Below are 17,618 nucleotides of genomic sequence, written 5' to 3' on the forward strand. Positions count from 1 at the left end.
GTCAGTGGGGTCGCATTATAGGGCGGCGAATTAAAAGCGCAAGCGCTTTTTTGAAGAAAATTGATAAAAATAGATTGTTCGGCTGAATTTCGAGCGAAACGGCTATTTTTGGTAGTTTTATGTACACGCGAGCCCTGTATAAGCTCAATAAACTCACTATGGCTTCTTTATATTGAAAGCTCTACACTAAGTTAAGACTAGAAATTTGGTGCTTATATATGTTGAGAAGTTACAAAGGGATCACACCTAAATTGGCGCAAGGCGTGTATGTTGATGAATCATCGGTATTAGTGGGTGATATTACCATTGGTGCAAACAGCAGTATTTGGCCCTTGGTTGCAGCAAGAGGCGATGTTAACTACATCAGGATTGGCGAAAGAACCAATGTGCAAGACGGTTCGGTGCTTCATTTAACGAGAGCAAGTAAAAGTAATCCACACGGCTACCCGTTGATCATAGGTGATGACGTCACCGTCGGACACAAAGTCATGTTACACGGCTGTACTTTAGGTAATCGTATTTTGGTAGGTATGGGCGCGATTGTGATGGACAATGTGACTGTAGAAGATGACGTGATCATTGGTGGCGGCGCACTCGTTCCACCTAATAAAACCCTTGAGTCCGGTTTTTTGTATGTCGGTAGCCCAGTCAAGCAAGCCCGCCCTCTAACGGAGGATGAACTCGCTTTTTTGAAAGTCTCAGCACAAAATTACGTGCAATTAAAAGATGAATATTTAGAGGAAGGCGAGTAAGACACTGCCGTCGCTTTGAAACGCTTCATCTTCGATGAGTTGTTCCGCCATCATTTCATAATCAAATTGCTTTGCTTGGAAATGATCTAGCGCCTCTTCTTCACTCATGGGGGGCGTTGGAATTCTACATTCCACAATCATCCCCCCAACCATTGCCGAAAACGTCAATATGTTTGCTTTGCTGTCCATGCTTACATCGTCATTAAATAAAATACTTTGATTCATCTATATAGAGCCTTGCTTCATGGCCATCATGACTTGTGCCACGTCTGGTTGTTTATCTCGCCATACATTATACGCTTCAGCCGCTTGCCCGATGAGCATGCCCAAACCATCGACGAGCTGAGCTGTGTCATTATGCGTGGCAACCCACTCTAAGAAGCTGGTTTGCTTGTCACTATAAAACATATCGTAGGCAAAAAGGCAGCTTTGAATATGGATGGGGTCTATATTGGGTGTTTCACCAGTCACGCTCGATGAGGTGGAATTAATCACGATTGAAAAATCATGAGCATTGATGTCCTCAAGCCCACACCCAGTCACATTACCAAACTGATGAAACTCATCAGCCAAGGCCTGCGCTTTGCTTTGCGTTCTATTGGCTATCACTATTGATGATACTTTTGCCTGTAAAAGTGGATATATACAGCCACGTGCCGCACCGCCCGCGCCAAGCAATAACACCTTCGCATTTTCAAGCGGTGCACCTTGGTGTTGCAAATCAGCAACCAAGCCCGCACCATCGGTATTGTCACCGAGTAGTTCCCCAGACTCTAACAGCTTGAGGGTATTTACAGCGCCAGCCAGTTTCGCGCGTTCCGTCAATTTATCAACCAGCGCAAACGCCTGTTCTTTAAAAGGCAGAGTCACATTGGCTCCTTTACCACCAGCGGTAAAAAACGCGTCAACAGACTCTTTAAATCCGTCTAAAGGTGCTAGAATCGCCTCATAACTGATCCGTTCATCACATTGCCGTGCAAAGGCTTGGTGGATCATCGGTGATTTAGAGTGTTTTATTGGGTGACCAAAAACCGCATATTTATCCATGTCTATGCCTAGAAGTTATTGAGTTTATGAAGCAGTTAATTAAACGCATCTTCAACAAAGATGCAAGCCAAGAAAATACCAACAGCACACCTACGCCAGAAAAAACACCTTATGAGATCATGGGGGGCGAATCAGGCGCGCGCGCGTTGGCAGATAGATTTTATGACATCATGGCGAGTGACCCTTATGCAAAACCACTCTATGACATGCACCCACAACCACTCGATAGAATACGTCAGGTATTTTTTGAGTTTTTATCGGGTTGGTTAGGCGGCCCTGATCTGTTTGTTGAAAAGTACGGTCATCCTAGATTGAGAATGCGCCATATGCCTTTTCCTATCGATCAATCACTCAGAGATCAATGGATGCACTGTATGAACAAGGCGCTAGATGCGGAAATCGATAACCCATTACTTCGTGAAGGACTACGCCAGTCACTCTCTCAACTGGCTAGCCATATGATCAACCAAGACTAAAGTCGCAAGCGAACTTACAAGCTCTTTGCGCTAAGTCAAAATCTGGTTCTACCACTTTATTCATAATACGCATCCTATAACGGAGATTTGTGCGATGCGTGTGACTTCTATTCAACATAAAATTTATGCCTTGCTGGCGGTAACCGGTATTTTGGTACTAATCGCCAGCATTTTAAGTAGCTCTAGCCAACAACAACAGTTGGCACAAGATACGGTTGCTGAGAATATTCGCTTGTTAGCGGATAACTATTTTGACTCTATTAACACCATGATGCTCACAGGCACCATGGCCAATAGAGAAATACTTAGCCAAAAACTCAGAGCCCACCCAAATATCGAAGATGCGCATATTATTCGCGGTTCACAAGTCGTTAAAATTTACGGTGCAGGTAATGCCAATCAAGCTGCAACAAACGATACCGAACGCCAAGCGCTTAATGGCAAAGAGTCATTATTGATAGAAACCCGAGGTGACTCTCGCATTATGACCTATTTGCGACCTATGATCGCAAAAGCAGATTATAAAGGCACGAATTGCTTAGGCTGCCACCAAGCACAAGAAGGTGATGTGCTGGGCGTAGTCAGGATCAGCTATTCATTGGATGATATTGACTCTAGCGTACAAACCAACACCTGGTTAAGCACGGGCCTGCTCACAGGCATTTTTATGATCACCTTTGTGATTTTGGGCACGTTATTTCGCAAACTGTTTATTACGCGCTTAAAAACGCTAGGTCGCACCATGCGCTTGGCTTCACAAAATAAGGACTTAAGCCTGCGTATCGACGATACCATTAACGATGAACTAGGTCGCTTAGCCATTAACTACAACAAGATGATGGCTTCTTTCAAAGAAAACATGAGTCAGGTGTCACATACCTCAAAGGTGCTGATCCAATCTGCGGAAACCATCTACACCTCTGCGGATACCACTGAGCAAGCAATCCAACAACAAAAACAAGGGACCGACTCCGTTGCAGCGGCAATTAACGAGCTAGAAAGCTCATCCAGTGAAGTTAAAAACACCACTCACTTTGCCTCTGAAAAGTCGGATAGTAGCAATCATCTTGCAGAAGAGAGCATGGCCGTTGCCGAGCATACGGAGCAAAGTATTAATCAACTGGCACAAGACGTACGCCAAGCGGCAACACAAGTCAGTCAACTGCAAGCACAAACGCTTGAAGTGGGCAAAGTACTCGAAGTGATCAGCAGTATTGCCGAGCAAACTAACCTGCTCGCACTGAATGCCGCCATTGAAGCTGCTCGTGCGGGCGAAGCTGGAAGAGGTTTCGCCGTTGTCGCCGACGAAGTACGCACACTTGCAACGCGCACACATGATTCAACAGACGAGATCAAACGCACCATCGATAAACTACAAAGTGAAGCAGAGCAAACGGTTAAAGCCATGAGTGCCTCTTGCGAAGAAGCGGACGATAGAGCCGCACAAGTTAAGAAGGTAGCGCAAGCGTTGAAAAATATCTCCAATCAAATGCACGAAATTAACGACTTAAACGTACAAATTGCCGATGCGACTGAGCAACAAAATTTGGCCGCAGAAGAGATAAACCAAAGTGTGATTGCCATTAGAGATAATGCGGAGCAATCGCTCATTGATGCCCACGGCAGCAAGCAGGTGAGTGAGGAGTTACTTTCGCTAGCACGTTCTTTAGATGAGCAAGTAAGAAGTTTTAAACTCGATTAAACAATCTAATTCCTACAGGATTTGTTATGCTGTGTTTAGGCGCCCCGTGGGCGCCTTTTTTATTTGATTAAAGCACTAGCCAGTTTTGCGGCTGCAAATAAAAGTCGTACAGCTTGGCTTCCGCACTACCCGCTTTCGGTGTGAAGTTATATTCCCAACGGGCCAAAGGTGGCATCGACATCAAGATAGACTCAGTACGCCCACCAGTTTGCAAGCCAAATAACGTGCCTCTATCCCATACCAGGTTAAACTCCACATAGCGGCCACGGCGATAAAGCTGGAATTGACGCTCATGTTCGGTGAATGCGGTATCTTTGCGACGCTCTATGATTGGCACATAGGCATCTAAATAACCCTGACCAACCGCTTGCATAAACGCAAAGCTCTTTTCAAAACCCCATTGGTTTAAATCATCAAAAAACAATCCACCCACACCTCGGGTTTCACCACGATGCTTTAAATAAAAGTAGTCATCACACCACTTTTTGTAATCATCATAAACTTGCTCACCGAAAGGCGCGCATAAATCGTGTGCCACCTGATGCCAATGCTTAACATCATCCAGCTCAGGGTAAAAAGGCGTTAAATCAAAACCCCCACCAAACCACCAAATTGGCTCTTCACCTTCTTTTTCGGCGATAAAAAAGCGAACATTGGCATGACTTGTTGGTATGTGTGGATTTTTTGGGTGGATCACAAGGGATACGCCACAAGCATGAAAGCTGCGTCCTGCCAGTTCAGGGCGATGTGCAGTCGCTGATGCTGGCATTGACTCGCCAAAAACATGTGAGTAATTTACGCCACCTTGCTCGATAACCGCACCGTCTCGGATCACACGGGTGCGACCACCACCGCCTTCTTCGCGTGTCCAAGCATCTTCTACAAATTTGGCTTGGCCATCGGCTTGTTCCAAACTCGCACAGATTGAATCTTGCAATGACAGTAAAAACGCTTTGACCGTTTCTAAATTCACCTTACTCATAATTGTGATTAATTCCCTCGAATAACGGCACCTGTAAGTGCGTGTTTAATTTGACTAGGCGCAGTGTTACCACCAAGCTCCCCTTGCACATAACAATCCACTTGGCCATTAAAAGCCAAACGGGCCTCGTCTAGGCTCATGACGGGCTGTTCGCCCGATAAGTTGGCACTCGTTGATACCAATGGCTTACCGAATAACTGACATAATGCTTTACATTCAGGATGAGCGGTGATGCGCACCGCAATGGTGTCATGACTGCCAGTCAGCCATTTGGGCGTGCTTGCCTTAGCAGGCAATAACCAAGTAATAGCGCCAGGCCATGAAGAAAAAAGTTCGGTGCGCTTGTCCATTGGGATCTTTGCGTCATCAACGTAGCGTAAACATTGCCCATAATTGTCCGCCAGCAGAATCAAACCCTTGCTTACATCACGTTGTTTAATGGCTAATAGTTTTTCGACCGCTTGTTGATTATCAGGATCACAACCTAACCCGTATACAGCTTCTGTGGGATAGCAAATGACTCCCCCTGCGTTTAAGGTTTCACATACATCATCAAAGTTATTGGGATTGTTCGTCACTCGGGTTCTCGACTTTATGCTGACATGCCTTTTGTGGGCATTGTAACACAGCTTTACCTGCACGTTGTTTTTCCAACATCACAGACCAACCACATGCGGGGCAGGTACGTGCCACCGGTTTTTGGTTAAGACTGTATTTACAGTGCGGGTATTTATCACACGAGTAAAAGAACTTGCCGTACTTATTCTTTCGTTTGGCTAGTGAGCCTTTATGGCATTTGGGGCATGCCACGCCTTGTTCGGCCTCTTCTTCTTGCTCATCATGGGCTATGTAGTGACAAGCTGGATAACCCGTACAGCCGATAAACATACCGTAACGACCATTACGGATCACCAGCGGCAAGCTGCACTCTGGGCAAGGTGAATCATCAAGTACCTTGATATCGTGATTATCGTGTTGAGCGAGCGGTCGAATAAAATTGCAATTTGGATAACTGGCGCATCCTAAAAAAGGCCCATTTTTACTGTGCTTCATCACTAATTCTGAACCACATTCTGGGCACACTTCATACTCTTTTTCTAAGGCATGACGATCCGCGTTAAACAAAGAATGGTCTATCTTACTCATAGGATTTTATAGCTCGAGCTCAACTTTGCGCCTAATATAACCGCCATATATTTGGGGTCAAGTTTTGACCCCAAAAACCAATTAGTGCAAATAGCCACCCGGTTCATCAAAAATCAGATCTTCCATCTGCGCATAGGCTTGTTCTTTACCTGGCACGTTAAAGAGCACCATTAAAATGACCCATTTTAAGTCATCTAATCCTATATGGGGCTTTTCGAGTGCAAACAAGCGGTCAATGACCATTTCGCGAGTGGTAGAATCAATCACACCCACTTGCTCTACAAACATCAGAAATCCGCGGCACTCAACATCAAGCATTTCGCATTCTTGCGGGGTATATATTCGAATGGCGCTTTCCGCCTTGCTGTTTAGATAAGGTATTTCATCGCTGTGCTGTAAATCAGCCAGCTGCTCTAACCAATCTAGCGCTTTGTAAATTTCCTCTTGATTAAAACCTGCCCGTAACAACTCATCGGTTAACTCATTTTGCTCAACAAAGATATCCGCTTCACTGTGGATATAGTTCTCAAAAAGATACATTAGGATATCAAACATGATTAACCCCTCGCTAATTTAATGTAGCCGTCTAAGACGCGTTCTACTTTATCTTCAAGCTCTAGGTCCAATAAACGCGTTACCACACGTTCAACTGGCCATTGGGTCCTTTGCGATAAGGTGTCCACTGAAGTGACCTCAAAGCCAAGGTTTTGTAGTACTGGGCAGTCCTCCTGTGGTGAATCGTTTTTTATCACACTTTCTATATTATATAGACCGTTTTGGGACAAAAAGCTCACATCTTCGATGATGTCTTCAACATTCTCGGTCAGCTTTGCCCCCTGTTTTATCAAATAATGACTACCTTGTGAAAGTGAACTTTTTATTGAGCCAGGCACTGCAAATACTTCTCGGTTCTGCTCGAGCGCATATCTGGCAGTGATCAGTGAGCCGCTTTTTAACTGGCCTTCTACCAGTACAACCCCCAACGAAAGTCCCGATATCACACGATTCCGACGCGGAAAATGTGTGGCACTGGGCGCCGTCCCCGGGAAAAACTCACTCACCACCAAGCCTTTTTCCAAAACTTGCTGATATAAAAGGTTATGGCGTTTGGGGTAAATAATATCAACCCCCGTGCCAAGTACAGCGATAGTTTCACCCTTGCTGGCAAGTGCGCCTTTATGTGCGGCACCATCAATACCACGCGCTAACCCTGATGTTACAACCAGCCCTATATTATTGAGTTGATGTGCAAATTCAGAGGCTATCTCTAAACCTGTCGCTGTCGCATTACGACTACCAACAATGGCAATTTGTGGCCTATGCAGCAGCGACACCTCCCCTTTGCAGAACAAAATAAGTGGTGGACTGGCTATTTCTTTTAAGAGTTCTGGGTAACATTCGTCAAAATAGCTGACGATCTTGATTTGAGATTTATCACAAAACGATTGCACGCGCGATAAATAAGCCCAATCCGTTTGCACGAGATTAAAGGCAATTTGTTCATTCAAGCCAAGCTGTGTTAACTCGCATTTGGATAACTTGAAAATTGAATGGATGGGTAGTTTATTTTGAAGCGCCGATATGGTGGCCATCCCAAGCCCCTTACACGCATGCAACGCTAGGCATTGCTCAATTGATAAATGCTGTGCCATGCTCCCTCCTTAGAGCAAAATAAAAACCTGTTAATTTACGCCAACACTGTCTCCAATTCTAATTGGCTGTGTGGCGCTGGTGACCAGTGCATAACTCACTTTGTCGTACACCTTAAACACCATCAGTTCTCCAACTTTTTCCTCGGGCATGGTCCACACGACGTTTTGCTCAGATGTATCAGCACCAAATAGTTCTCGCACATTTTTGCTGAACTTCTCAAAGCTGTTAGCATCTTCTACGTAGCGGGGCCCCGCACCACCTTCGATAACTGTAGGTGAACGCTTGCTAATATCAAGCACATGTCCTTCTTTAAGCTGTTGTTCTCTTCCAAGATTAAGCACGACCACAGAGGTTGAACCAAACTCACGAAGGTTGTTATCACTGGCGATGATATTGCCAGCGACCGCTTGTTTTGGCCTCTGCATACCAAATTGCGCACTGAAACTCTGCCCTTCAGATAAAGGCATTAAAATATCCTGCGCTTTGATCTCTTGCTTCACCATTTCAACTTGGACTGTGGCGGGTTTACCTTGCGCCACATTCCCTTCGTCCAACACTCGGCCTGAGCCTACTAGCGTTGTTCTGTATGCTAAAACGTTATTCGATACAGGGTCTAAATAGGGTTCACCAACACGATAAATCCCATAATGGGTATATCGCTGTAAATCACCTTTAACATAGAGCAAATGCCCTTGTGTAGCGAGTTTGATGTTGAAGTTTGCACCCAATATGTATGGGCGATTTTCGGTCCGCGCTTTATCGAGCGCAAGTTCATAGGCCAAAATAGGTTCTAGTACCGACATAGGCAGCGTGGGGATTGCGTTACTCTTTTGTAGCGCAACACGCGCACTGGGGGAGAGCTTTTTCACACTCTTTTTAAATGCCAAAATGGGATTGCCTTGCGCATCATACTTCAGTTGCAGTACATCACCCGGAAAAATGAGGTCGGGATTTTCAAGCTGCGGGTTTTGCTTCCAAAGAATTTGCCACTGCCAAGGAGTCGATAAATAGATGTTAGAAATATCCCATAACGTGTCACCTTGCTTGACGACATATTCGGTTGGCGCATCACTTTTGACTTTAACGGTGTCCGCAAAAACACAAAATGAGACACAAGTTGCGACGAACAGAGCAGTAAATGGGTATTTCATTACGGCTTCCTTGAGTTATTTTTCGATATTATCAACCAAAACCTGTTAAAGGGGAACGTGAATGGCTAAAATAAGAACATACAAAATTATGCAGATAAGCTTAAACGATAAAAGGTAAACATGGCAAAGTTAGAAGTACTTAGATTTCCCGATGAAAGACTACGCACAGTTGCAAAACCCGTCACTGAAGTGAACGACGAAGTACGTCAAATCGTTAAAGACATGTTAGAAACCATGTATGACGAAAATGGCATTGGCCTTGCGGCAACTCAGGTCAACATTCACCAACGCATCGTGGTTATCGACGTATCAGAAGAACGCAACGAGCCACTGGTATTGATCAACCCTGAAATCACCACCAAATCAGGCTCTACGACCAGTGAAGAAGGTTGTTTATCAGTGCCTCATTCATGGGCAAAAGTAGATAGAGCGGAAGAAATTACCGTGAAAGCCCTGAATGAGCAAGGCGAAGAATATAGCTTTGATGCAGATGGCTTATTGGCAATTTGTACACAACACGAACTTGATCACTTAATGGGTAAGTTATTTATCGATTACTTGTCGCCTCTAAAGCGTCAGCGTATTCGCAAGAAACTGGAAAAAGAAGCAAAGTTAGCAGCTCGCTAATCTTGCCACACTCACCCACTCTTATTAATTTACTTTGGATAGCTCAGTGACCAAGCCATTACGTATTGTTTTTGCAGGTACGCCCGATTTTGCGGCCCGCCACTTACACGCACTTATCAACTCACATCATGACGTTGTCGGTGTATATAGCACACCAGACAAACCCGCTGGACGCGGTAAAAAACTTAAAGCGAGCGAGGTGAAAACCTTAGCCCTTGAGCATGATTTACCAGTCTATCAGCCAGAATCATTAAAAACGGCCGAGGCACAGGCACAACTTGCTGAGCTTAATGCTGATGTGATGGTCGTAGTGGCCTATGGCGTATTATTACCAAAAACAATCTTAGACACGCCAAAACTGGGCTGTTTAAACGTACATGGTTCGATCCTACCTCGTTGGAGAGGCGCTGCGCCAATTCAGCGCGCATTATGGGCCGGTGACGCACAAACGGGTGTGACCATAATGCAAATGGATGAAGGGTTAGACACGGGCGATATGTTACATATTGCAACGTGCCCTATCACCGAGCAAGACACTAGCGCCAGCTTATATGATAAACTGGCCGAGCTTGGTCCGGTCGCTTTGCTCAATACACTTGAACAGCTTAGCAATGGCACTGCCGTTGCGACCAAACAAGATGATGCGCAAGCCAATTACGCTAAGAAACTACGCAAAGAAGAAGCTGACATTGATTGGACTATGAGCGCCAAACAAATCGCTCTGAATATTCGCGCATTTAACCCATGGCCCGTGTGTTTCACGCAAATGCAACAGCAAACCGTCAAAGTTTGGCAAGCGACGGTTGTTGAGTATCAAGGTGAACCTGGCACTGTGCTTAGCAGCGATAAAAGCGGCATCGTGATCGCCTGTGGCGAACAGGCTTTAAATATTACTTTACTGCAACCACAAGGTAAAAAGCCCATGACAGCACAAGACTTTTTAAATGGTCGTGCTGATTGGGTTGAGACTGGCTCTAAGGTAGGTCACCAATAATGGCCAATGTTCGCGCACTCGCCGCAGAAACCTTATTTCAAGTTGTCGATAAAGGACAATCGTTAAGTGCTTTACTACCTAGAGCCGCGCAAAAGCTCGGCCCAAAAGATAAAGCGCTATTACAACAAATTTGCTACGGTGTTCTGCGCTACTTGCCAACACTGGAACATTACTGCCAGCAGCTTTTGGAGCAACCGTTAAAAGGCAAACGCCGTGTTTTTCAGTTTTTGCTATATGTTGGCATGTACCAACTGCAGTATATGCGAACTCCTGAACACGCAGCCGTTGCAGAAACCGTGAATGCGCTGCAAAGCATGCGTGCACCGGGCTTAAAAGGGTTAGTCAATGCAATTTTGCGCACCTTCCAACGCCAATTTAACGAGCTTGAAGACAGTGCCAGCCGCATCCCTGTATGTGAGTACAATCACCCAGGTTGGTTTATAAAGAAAGTACAAGCGGCGTACCCTGAGCAATGGCAAGCAATTTTACATGCAAACCAAGAGCAAGCGCCTATGTGGTTGCGTGTTAATCGTGCTCATTACACCGTTGCCGAATATAGCGAATTACTGGCTGAAGCAGGGATCGCTCACGATCTAGATAGCACGTTTACCGACGGTATTATTTTGCAAAAACCTTGTGATGTTTATGCATTGCCGGGATTCAGAGAAGGTGCATGTTCCGTACAAGATGCCGCCGCACAATTAGCAGCTCGCTACCTTGCGCCTCAAGATGGTGAACGTATTTTAGATGCGTGCGCCGCACCGGGTGGTAAAACCTGCCATATTCTTGAACTCGCAAATGCCAACGTTGATGCACTAGATGCAGATAGTGAGCGGTTACTAAGGGTGCAAGAAAATCTGAGTAGATTGGCACTGCGCGCAAACTGTATTCATGCTGATGCCTCCGCGCCAGAAGCGTGGTGGGATGGGCAACAGTATGACCGGATCTTGCTAGATGTACCTTGCTCTGCTACAGGCGTAATTCGCCGCCATCCAGATATTAAGTGGCTGCGCCGCAATAGCGACATTGACGACCTTGCCGCTTTACAAAAGCAAATTTTAGACAACATCTGGCCGCTGCTTAAGCCCGGTGGTACGCTGGTTTATGCCACCTGCTCTGTTTTGCCTGCGGAAAACAAAGAGCAAGTAGCGAGCTTTTTATCTCGCACTCAGGATGCGCTACATCAGCCATTACATGATAACGATACTGAATCATCGCCTGGCTTACAGTTGTTACCGGGTAACAGTGACGGTTTTTATTACGCAAAAATAACCAAAAAACAATAAGCTACCATTATGAAAATCATCATCTTAGGCGCCGGACAAGTCGGTGGTACGTTAGCAGAAAACTTGGTTGGTGAACAAAACGAGATCACCGTCGTTGATATTGACGCGGATCGACTACGTGAACTACAAGATAAATATGACCTGCAAGGCGTAAATGGCCATAGCGCTCACCCCGATGTGCTGCGTCAAGCCGGCGCCGAAGATGCTGATATGATCATTGCCGTCACCAGCTCTGACGAGGTCAATATGATCGCCTGCCAAGTGGCTTATAGTATTTTTAACACCCCCACCAAGATTGCCCGTATTCGTTCCGAGCAATACTTAAAATACAAAGAAAAGTTATTTCAAAACGACGACTTACCAGTCGACCACTATATCGCACCGGAACAACTGGTCACCAAGTATATCCGTCGTTTAATTGATTACCCCGGCGCATTGCAGGTATTACAGTTCGCCGATGGTATGCTGTCTTTGGTTGCTGTAAAAGCTTACTACGGTGGTTTACTGGTGGGTTATGCGCTATCTGCGTTGAAAGAACACATCCCGAATGTGGATACTCGTGTGGCCGCCATTTACCGCCAAGGCAAGGCCATCAAGCCTCTGGGCACTACCGTTATTGAAGCGGATGACGAAATCTTTTTTATCGCCGCCACCAAACATATTCGCGCGGTTATGAATGAGCTGCAAAAACTCGAACGTTCTTATCGTAAAATTATGATAGCCGGTGGTGGTAACATTGGTGCAGGCTTGGCACGATCACTGGAAAGTAATCACAGCGTGAAATTGATTGAACGCAATCAACAGCGCGCGACAGAGCTGTCAGAAATGCTTGATAACACCGTAGTCTTTTGTGGAGACGCATCCGATCAAGAGCTGTTATCCGAAGAGCATATTGAGCAAGTCGATGTATTCATTGCCGTCACCAACGATGATGAAGCGAATATCATGGCCGCCATGCTCGCCAAACGCATGGGCGCGCAAAAAACCATGGTACTGATCCAACGTGGCGCCTATGTCGACTTAGTTCAGGGTGGAGAGATAGATATTGCCATTTCACCACAGCAAGCCACCATTTCAGCTTTGCTGACCCACGTACGACGCGGCGATATTGTGAACGTTTACTCATTACGCAAAGGCGCTGCGGAAGCCATCGAAGCGGTGGCGCATGGTGATGAAAACACCTCAAAAGTCGTAGGTCGCACCATTGGTGAAATTAAGCTGCCTATCGGTACTACCATAGGTGCTATCGTGCGTGATGATGAAGTACTGATCGCCCACGACGACACCACCATACTATCCGGCGACCACGTGATCATGTTCCTTATTGATAAGCGACAGATCAGCGTGGTGGAAAAACTATTCCAGGTAAGTGCGCTGTTCGTTTAGTTTACTGCTGGTTATGCAGCGCTGTTAAGTCAATGAGATACTCTTGCAACAGCGCTTCGATTTGCGTTTCTTCAGATAGTAACTTAATACCTATCATCGCCAGCTCATCTTGATGCGTCATACTGCACACCTCGCCTTTCAATTCTATTGGCTTTTTATTTTTACCTTCTATGACCACATGACAAGACTTGTCATGAACGGGTAAATCAACCTCAGATTCGAGCATGCTAAATTGCACGCCACTGCGTGAGATATCCTTGATAACCCCATTACAGGTAGAACGTTTGGTCATCAACTTAGCAGGAATAAGCGTGGGTACACGCACGTGAGAGCGTAAGCTATGACTTTGTATTTCTTTAGGTAAATACAAAAAGATTAATTTGCTGGGTGTATATGAAATGGCTTTAATATCCGTTTTAAACGCAATAATTTGGCCATCACTATGATCAGCCACCGCTCTTATCACGACCGTCGCCCCTTCTTTAATGTGTTCGGCCGCCTTGCCAAGCACTTTTTGATTGGGATAATTAATGATCAGATAATGCCCTTTCAGATAGCCTATAAATTCCGTTTTCACCCGTTTGGAATTGGCAGCCATAAGAATTTCCAAGTCGATCATATTACCAACCGAGATCAACTCTATCTTTTTACAGCCTCGGGTGGACTTACTTTTAAACATCGTCAATCCAAGTACATCCTATGAATTAACAAAGCTTACAACAGTTCCGCTTAGGTTGGTATAACGCATATAAAAAAAGGGAACACATGAGTTCCCTTTTCACACTTTCACGCGCCTTAGCCACGCCAAAATGTGGGCGTAAATAATACCAGTAAAGTAAATATTTCTAAGCGGCCAAATACCATGGCAAGCGTTAATATCCATTTAGCCGTGTCACTAATGTCGCCATAGTGCGCTGCCACGGCGCCAAGTCCAGGGCCTAAGTTGTTTAAACACGCTGCGGTTGCCGAAAAAGCACTGATGTTATCGAGGCCCGTTCCAAGCAGCGCTATCATGATGATCACAAATACCAGCGCATACGCCGAGAAAAACCCCCAGACCGCTTCAACTACTTTATCGGGCAATGCTTTGCGCCCGAGCTTGATAGAATAAATAGCACGGGGGTGCACTAAACGGTTTAGCTCTCGAACCCCTTGTAAGTAAAGTAAGAAGACACGCACGACCTTCATGCCTCCACCTGTGGAACCTGCGCAACCACCAATAAAGCTAGAAAAGATTAGCAAAATGGGTAAGAACAATGGCCAAGCAGAAAAATTGTCTGTCGCAAAGCCTGCCGTCGTACTAATTGAAACCGCCTGAAACAGCGCTTGATCTAAGGTTTCATCCCCATTGGCATATATTTTATTGGAAGATAAAACAGCAAAACAAATAACGACCAAAGCTAACTGGATCAACAAAAACACTTTAAATTCTGGGTCACGCAAATAGGAGCGCACGCTGCGACTAGCAACCGCCGCATAATGTAGTGAGAAGTTAACCCCAGCAATGAGCAAAAACAACACACAAATAAAGTTGATCATTGGGCTATCGAAATGACCCATCGACGCATCATAGGTTGAGAACCCCCCTATCGCAATCGTCGAAAAAGCATGGCAAATGGCATCAAACCAGCCCATACCAGCGAACCAATAAGAAATGGTGCATGCGGCGGTCAGTGATACGTAGATATACCAAAGATGCTTTGCAGTATCCGCGATACGCGGCGTCATTTTTGAATCTTTCACTGGCCCCGGCGTTTCGGCACGATATAGCTGCATGCCACCAACCCCTAGCATAGGCAGTACTGCGACCGCCAATACAATGATCCCCATGCCGCCCAGCCATTGCAATTGCTGACGATAAAACAACACCGACTTTGGTAAATATTCAATACCGGTCAACACCGTTGCCCCTGTTGTGGTCAGCCCTGAGAAAGCTTCAAACACGGCATCGGCCAGAGACAGATTGGGAGATTGTAAGAAAATCAGTGGTACGGATGCGAAAGAACCTAGCACCAGCCAGAATAACACCACGATCAAAAAGCCTTCACGGGCTTTTAAGTCACCGTTTTCTTTACGGTTTGGATAGTACGCAATGAGTCCGATAACGATACTAAACACAAACGCGAGCACGAATGGCACACCACCACCATCTCGATAAATGAGGGAGACCAATGCAGGCGGCACCATGGTCAGGCTGAATAAAGCCACCAACTGGCCAAGTATTTTTATTATGGTACGAAATTGCATGCTGCGTTTCGCTATGTCAGTTATTTGAAATTATAGAATGTTGATTGTCTTATGCTTTGATTTTTAACTCAACCACACCATGGCTCAAATCATAAATTTCTTGGCAGGCATTTTTCGCCTCACGATGGTCAATTTCTATTTGCCAATCGATCGCAGCGCCATATTGTTTATCGACTGCTAGCACCGTAAAGTGTGTATTAAGATACTGCTCGATAATTCCCTGTAAACCATAATCAGACTGTCCAACTAATATCACTGACGGGATTTTAATACTCGTCTGTAATTGTGCCAACGCGTTATTCAGTGTCCCCCCATAGGCTCTCACCAAACCGCCAGTACCGAGCTTAATACCGCCAAAATAACGGGTGGTTACCGCCGTGATCTCCCCTAACCCCGAGCCAATCAGTACATTCAACATTGGCTTTCCTGCGGTACCATTTGGCTCACCATCATCGGAAAACCCGTAAACATGACTGCCCCCCGGTTGACCGGCCACATGTGCCCAACAGTTATGTCTGGCATCGGGATATTGTTCATTTATCTGTTTGATGAATGCTTTAGCATCCTCAACCGTTGGCGTATGCGCAAGATGCACAATAAAGGTGCTTTTTTTAATTTCTTCGTGATAACTCAACGAGTCGCTGGGTATAGAGTATTCAGACATGGAAATATAAACGCCTTAAAACAAAAAAGGGAGCCATCTGCTCCCTTCCATAATACAACGAGTAATTAGTCTAAGTCTAAATCACGGGTCATATTTTCGAGTCTATCGTCATGCACGATAATATTATCTTCGATGCGAATACCACCATAAGGCTTAAACTGCTCAACCTTTTCCCAATTGATATATTGCTTATTGTCGGTTTGTACTAGGTCGCCTAGCAAGGAGTCGATAAAGTACAATCCAGGCTCAATGGTGAACACTTGCTTTGCCTCAATTCTACGCGTACAACGCAAGAATGGATGACCCTCAGGTGGCGCTTGATGCGTACCCAGCTCGTCAGCCATAAAGCCACCCATATCATGCACTTGCAATCCAAGGTGGTGACCTAATCCATGTGGGAAGAAAGTCGCTGTGATGCCTTTGGCAAGTGTATCTTCTGCTGAGAGTTTGACGATAGCAAAATCAGCCAACACCTGCGCAATGCGTGCGTGACAATCCATATGCAATTCACCATACAACTTGCCAGGGCTCAGCGATTTGCCTAATTGAATTTGGTGATCGTTCATGACTTTCACCAACTCAGCAAACTCACCTTGCTTCGCAAAATCATAAGTACGAGTGATATCTGACGCGTAACCGTTAAAGTTAGCACCAGCATCAATCAAAAATGAGCGGTGCAGCTTAGGTGCTTGGCGTTCAAAGTGTGTGTAATGCAAAATCGCGCAGTTCTCATTCAACGCCACAATGTTGCCATACGGGGTATCGTTTTCCATGTGCTGACACGCCGATAAATAAGCTTGTTGGATAGCAAACTCTGAACCACCGGCATAAAAAGTATCACGCGCTGCTTTATGACCTAATACCGCCAACCGGTTGGCTTCGCGTAAACAGCTTAATTCGTATTGGGTTTTGTAAGCACGGTGATAGTGCAAGTAGTTCATCACCGTTTCTGGGTTCATCAACGAAAAGCCCAGTGCTTGCGCCACTTCCAAATATTCGCCGATATAAGCAAAGTTGGCTTTATCGTAAGGTAAAAACTTTTCTACTTGGTCTGGCTGAACCAGTAACTCAATATCAAAATAATCCGCCCAAAAATCACTCGGGACATCGGGCACTTTATGCCAAAAATCAACCGGGCGATAAAACACCAATTTAGGCTTATCAACTCCATTGACCACTAACCAACAATGCGGGTTATCAATCACTGGCAACCAAGCTTTAAACTGTGGGTTGACCTTGAATGGATAATACATATCATCCAAAAATTGACGTTTCGCCTGACCAGAATGGATCACCAGACCTTCTAACCCTTCTCTTTCGAGAATAGTTTTTGTGCGCTGCTGCAACGTAGCAATGTGCTCAGCGTAATATTGTGCTAATTGTTCCATGGTTAACCGTTTTGTTAGTAGTGATGATTTTGAGTCTAACACATGCCCAGAAAAGCAATCCAGCGAAGTCGCCAGATTGCCATTTGTAAGGTCGTCAAGCTGTGCACTTTCTAATAC

19 protein-coding genes are annotated in these 17,618 nt (G+C 45.4%); 7 read left to right on the top strand and 12 right to left on the bottom strand.

The features are described 5' to 3' along the window. Positions 1–218: 218 nt before the first annotated feature. On the top strand, positions 219–752 hold the full coding sequence (locus tag AC5FX4_RS02415; RefSeq protein ID WP_493604927.1) for a gamma carbonic anhydrase family protein: 534 nt from the start codon (positions 219–221) through the stop codon (positions 750–752). On the opposite strand, the gene AC5FX4_RS02420 is transcribed toward AC5FX4_RS02415, so the two are convergent. Together AC5FX4_RS02420 and aroE are read right to left on the bottom strand one after the other, a co-directional pair. After that, a complete protein-coding gene (locus AC5FX4_RS02420; RefSeq protein WP_493604928.1) occupies positions 735–977 on the bottom strand; it encodes a DUF1488 family protein in 243 nt (80 codons plus the stop codon). The two genes, AC5FX4_RS02415 and AC5FX4_RS02420, sit on opposite strands and share 18 nt — an antisense overlap. Further along, the gene (gene aroE / locus AC5FX4_RS02425) at positions 978–1,799 is read right to left on the bottom strand and encodes a shikimate dehydrogenase (protein ID WP_493604929.1); all 822 of its coding nucleotides are present in this window, start codon (positions 1,797–1,799) and stop codon (positions 978–980) included. 26 nt (positions 1,800–1,825) lie between these two features. On the opposite strand from aroE, the gene AC5FX4_RS02430 reads away from it, so the two are divergent. Together AC5FX4_RS02430 and AC5FX4_RS02435 are read left to right on the top strand one after the other, a co-directional pair. Further along, the gene (locus AC5FX4_RS02430; RefSeq protein ID WP_493604930.1) at positions 1,826–2,275 is read left to right on the top strand and encodes a group II truncated hemoglobin; all 450 of its coding nucleotides are present in this window, start codon (positions 1,826–1,828) and stop codon (positions 2,273–2,275) included. Between the two features lie 94 nt (positions 2,276–2,369). After that, a complete protein-coding gene (locus tag AC5FX4_RS02435) occupies positions 2,370–3,977 on the top strand; it encodes a methyl-accepting chemotaxis protein (protein ID WP_493604931.1) in 1,608 nt (535 codons plus the stop codon). A gap of 67 nt (positions 3,978–4,044) precedes the next feature. On the opposite strand, the gene hemF is transcribed toward AC5FX4_RS02435, so the two are convergent. From hemF to AC5FX4_RS02465, 6 genes are all read right to left on the bottom strand, one after another. Continuing rightward, the gene (hemF, locus tag AC5FX4_RS02440) at positions 4,045–4,959 is read right to left on the bottom strand and encodes an oxygen-dependent coproporphyrinogen oxidase (RefSeq protein WP_493604932.1); all 915 of its coding nucleotides are present in this window, start codon (positions 4,957–4,959) and stop codon (positions 4,045–4,047) included. 8 nt (positions 4,960–4,967) lie between these two features. Beyond that, positions 4,968–5,537 carry an L-threonylcarbamoyladenylate synthase type 1 TsaC gene (tsaC, locus tag AC5FX4_RS02445; protein WP_493604933.1) on the bottom strand — a complete coding sequence of 190 codons (570 nt, stop codon included), beginning with the start codon at positions 5,535–5,537 and terminating at the stop codon, positions 4,968–4,970. Further along, positions 5,518–6,105 carry a DNA topoisomerase family protein gene (locus tag AC5FX4_RS02450; RefSeq protein ID WP_493604934.1) on the bottom strand — a complete coding sequence of 196 codons (588 nt, stop codon included), beginning with the start codon at positions 6,103–6,105 and terminating at the stop codon, positions 5,518–5,520. The genes tsaC and AC5FX4_RS02450 overlap by 20 nt, the downstream gene beginning before the upstream one ends. 81 nt (positions 6,106–6,186) lie before the next feature. After that, entirely contained in the window at positions 6,187–6,660 is a 474-nt protein-coding gene (locus AC5FX4_RS02455) for a DUF494 family protein (RefSeq protein ID WP_493604935.1), read from the bottom strand. Positions 6,661–6,662: 2 nt separating this feature from the next. After that, positions 6,663–7,757: a DNA-processing protein DprA gene (gene dprA, locus AC5FX4_RS02460; protein WP_493604936.1), complete on the bottom strand. Its 1,095-nt coding sequence runs from the start codon at positions 7,755–7,757 to the stop codon at positions 6,663–6,665. A gap of 30 nt (positions 7,758–7,787) precedes the next feature. Then, positions 7,788–8,909 (bottom strand): LysM peptidoglycan-binding domain-containing protein, encoded by a 1,122-nt coding sequence (locus tag AC5FX4_RS02465; RefSeq protein ID WP_493604937.1) that lies wholly within the window; start codon positions 8,907–8,909, stop codon positions 7,788–7,790. A 120-nt stretch (positions 8,910–9,029) separates the two neighbouring features. Between AC5FX4_RS02465 and def the strand changes: the two genes are divergently transcribed. Genes def through trkA form a run of 4 tightly spaced genes read left to right on the top strand, consistent with a single transcriptional unit; the run spans position 9,030 to position 13,202 of the window. Beyond that, positions 9,030–9,536, top strand: coding sequence for a peptide deformylase (gene def, locus AC5FX4_RS02470; protein WP_493604938.1), 507 nt, complete (start codon positions 9,030–9,032; stop codon positions 9,534–9,536). A 46-nt stretch (positions 9,537–9,582) separates the two neighbouring features. Further along, positions 9,583–10,530: a methionyl-tRNA formyltransferase gene (fmt, locus tag AC5FX4_RS02475; protein ID WP_493604939.1), complete on the top strand. Its 948-nt coding sequence runs from the start codon at positions 9,583–9,585 to the stop codon at positions 10,528–10,530. Then, positions 10,530–11,816: a 16S rRNA (cytosine(967)-C(5))-methyltransferase RsmB gene (gene rsmB / locus AC5FX4_RS02480; RefSeq protein ID WP_493604940.1), complete on the top strand. Its 1,287-nt coding sequence runs from the start codon at positions 10,530–10,532 to the stop codon at positions 11,814–11,816. Before fmt ends, rsmB begins: the two co-directional genes overlap by 1 nt. Positions 11,817–11,825: 9 nt before the next feature. Beyond that, complete coding sequence (trkA, locus tag AC5FX4_RS02485; RefSeq protein WP_476289913.1) at positions 11,826–13,202, top strand: Trk system potassium transporter TrkA; 1,377 nt, start codon at positions 11,826–11,828, stop codon at positions 13,200–13,202. A gap of 1 nt (position 13,203) precedes the next feature. On the opposite strand, the gene AC5FX4_RS02490 is transcribed toward trkA, so the two are convergent. From AC5FX4_RS02490 to pepQ, 4 genes are all read right to left on the bottom strand, one after another. Continuing rightward, a complete protein-coding gene (locus AC5FX4_RS02490) occupies positions 13,204–13,881 on the bottom strand; it encodes a flagellar brake protein (RefSeq protein ID WP_493604941.1) in 678 nt (225 codons plus the stop codon). 116 nt (positions 13,882–13,997) lie between these two features. After that, a complete protein-coding gene (locus AC5FX4_RS02495) occupies positions 13,998–15,449 on the bottom strand; it encodes a TrkH family potassium uptake protein (RefSeq protein ID WP_493604942.1) in 1,452 nt (483 codons plus the stop codon). 49 nt (positions 15,450–15,498) lie between these two features. After that, on the bottom strand, positions 15,499–16,113 hold the full coding sequence (locus AC5FX4_RS02500) for a YigZ family protein (RefSeq protein ID WP_493604943.1): 615 nt from the start codon (positions 16,111–16,113) through the stop codon (positions 15,499–15,501). A 65-nt stretch (positions 16,114–16,178) separates the two neighbouring features. After that, the gene (gene pepQ / locus AC5FX4_RS02505; RefSeq protein WP_493604944.1) at positions 16,179–17,501 is read right to left on the bottom strand and encodes a Xaa-Pro dipeptidase; all 1,323 of its coding nucleotides are present in this window, start codon (positions 17,499–17,501) and stop codon (positions 16,179–16,181) included. Between the last annotated feature and the right edge of the window lie 117 nt (positions 17,502–17,618).

The organism is Pseudoalteromonas sp. ATL1, assembly GCF_058933015.1.